We start from the raw sequence: 1,143 nt of genomic DNA, 5'->3' as shown, positions 1-1,143 counted from the left end.
TTTACAGGGAGATGAATGGGGAATTGGGCAAGTAGAATTAGATAGAAGTAAGCGTAATTTAGAAAATGCAATTCCGGTATTTAGTGATTATGTGGACCGATGGTACCAAACCGGATTAAATCAAGCTGTAGCCAATGCGCCAAAACCTAATGCTGAAAATACGGAGCCTTTTAATACTATCAATAAATATGTACGGGAGATGACGCTTGCAGTGTTGGATTTTCGTGACATGTGGCCTTATTTTGATCCCATTAAATACCCGGATGGTGCAGAAATACGAATGGACCGAGAGATTTATTCTGATATGATTGGTTCCTCTCCAACACCTTTTGTATTTCCGTCGGGTCCCTCTGAGTTTCCCACTCGTGTACAAGTTTGGGCAGGACAGCGGGTAGATGCCATTCAAGTAGATTACCCTTCCAATGGAGGACCTGAAGGCAAAACTAGTATAAAAATAGGAGGTAGTGGAGGGGTAAATACACCAGAAGCTGGGGGAGATTTTGATGTAAAGGACAAGCCAATTATTGGCGCTAGTGCTGATAGCTTTTTTAATGTGTATAATTTCAATTATGGGTCTGCCATTAGCGGTTTAAAATTTTACTTTAAAGACCAATTGGAAAGTAGTAAGATGGGAAGAGAGGGAAACCTTTCCAATAAGCCTATTTATTCTTACCCAGAACATATTCTTTCCAGTATATATATTCCTGCTGTGGACTATAAAGCACTTCGGACGGGATTAGTACAATCTATCATTTTTGGGTTTAAACCTGAAAAAAGTGTTATCAATACCAATATAGAAGTACTGAAATCTGTCTTTTTGGGTAACCCAAACCCTTTAACTCCAGAGCAACTGGCCGATTTAGGTAATATTTCGGTTTCTCAGGCTAGTGATTTAATTGATGATTGGCATGATGAGCATGTGCAAAACTGGGGAAGATAAAGGTTCCTGGTGGCTTTAATCAAGGCTCTTAAGGAATCCTAGGGGCTAGGTCAAAGAAAAGTAGGATGTTCTACTGAAGCTAAACAAAAGGCTGTCTCAATTTTTGGGACAGCCTTTTGTATTTATTACCTGTTTAGTGTTTGTGTCGGCAATTTTAGTATTGCAGCTCCTAATAGCTTTTAATCTTTATTTTTAAAATTAAG

Annotated in this window: 1 protein-coding gene; it reads left to right on the top strand. The window is 38.8% G+C overall.

The genetic code is table 11. From position 1 onward, the window contains the following. Positions 1 to 940 (top strand): insecticidal delta-endotoxin Cry8Ea1 family protein (locus tag E1171_RS00995; protein WP_222931316.1); only part of this gene is annotated, 940 nt, incomplete at its 5' end. Between the last annotated feature and the right edge of the window lie 203 nt (positions 941 to 1,143).

This window comes from Xanthovirga aplysinae (assembly GCF_009711365.1).
Taxonomy (GTDB): Bacteria; Bacteroidota; Bacteroidia; order Cytophagales; family Cyclobacteriaceae; genus Xanthovirga; species Xanthovirga aplysinae.
Note: the sequence above shows the minus strand (reverse complement) of the source record. Positions and strands in the feature narration are given on the sequence as shown.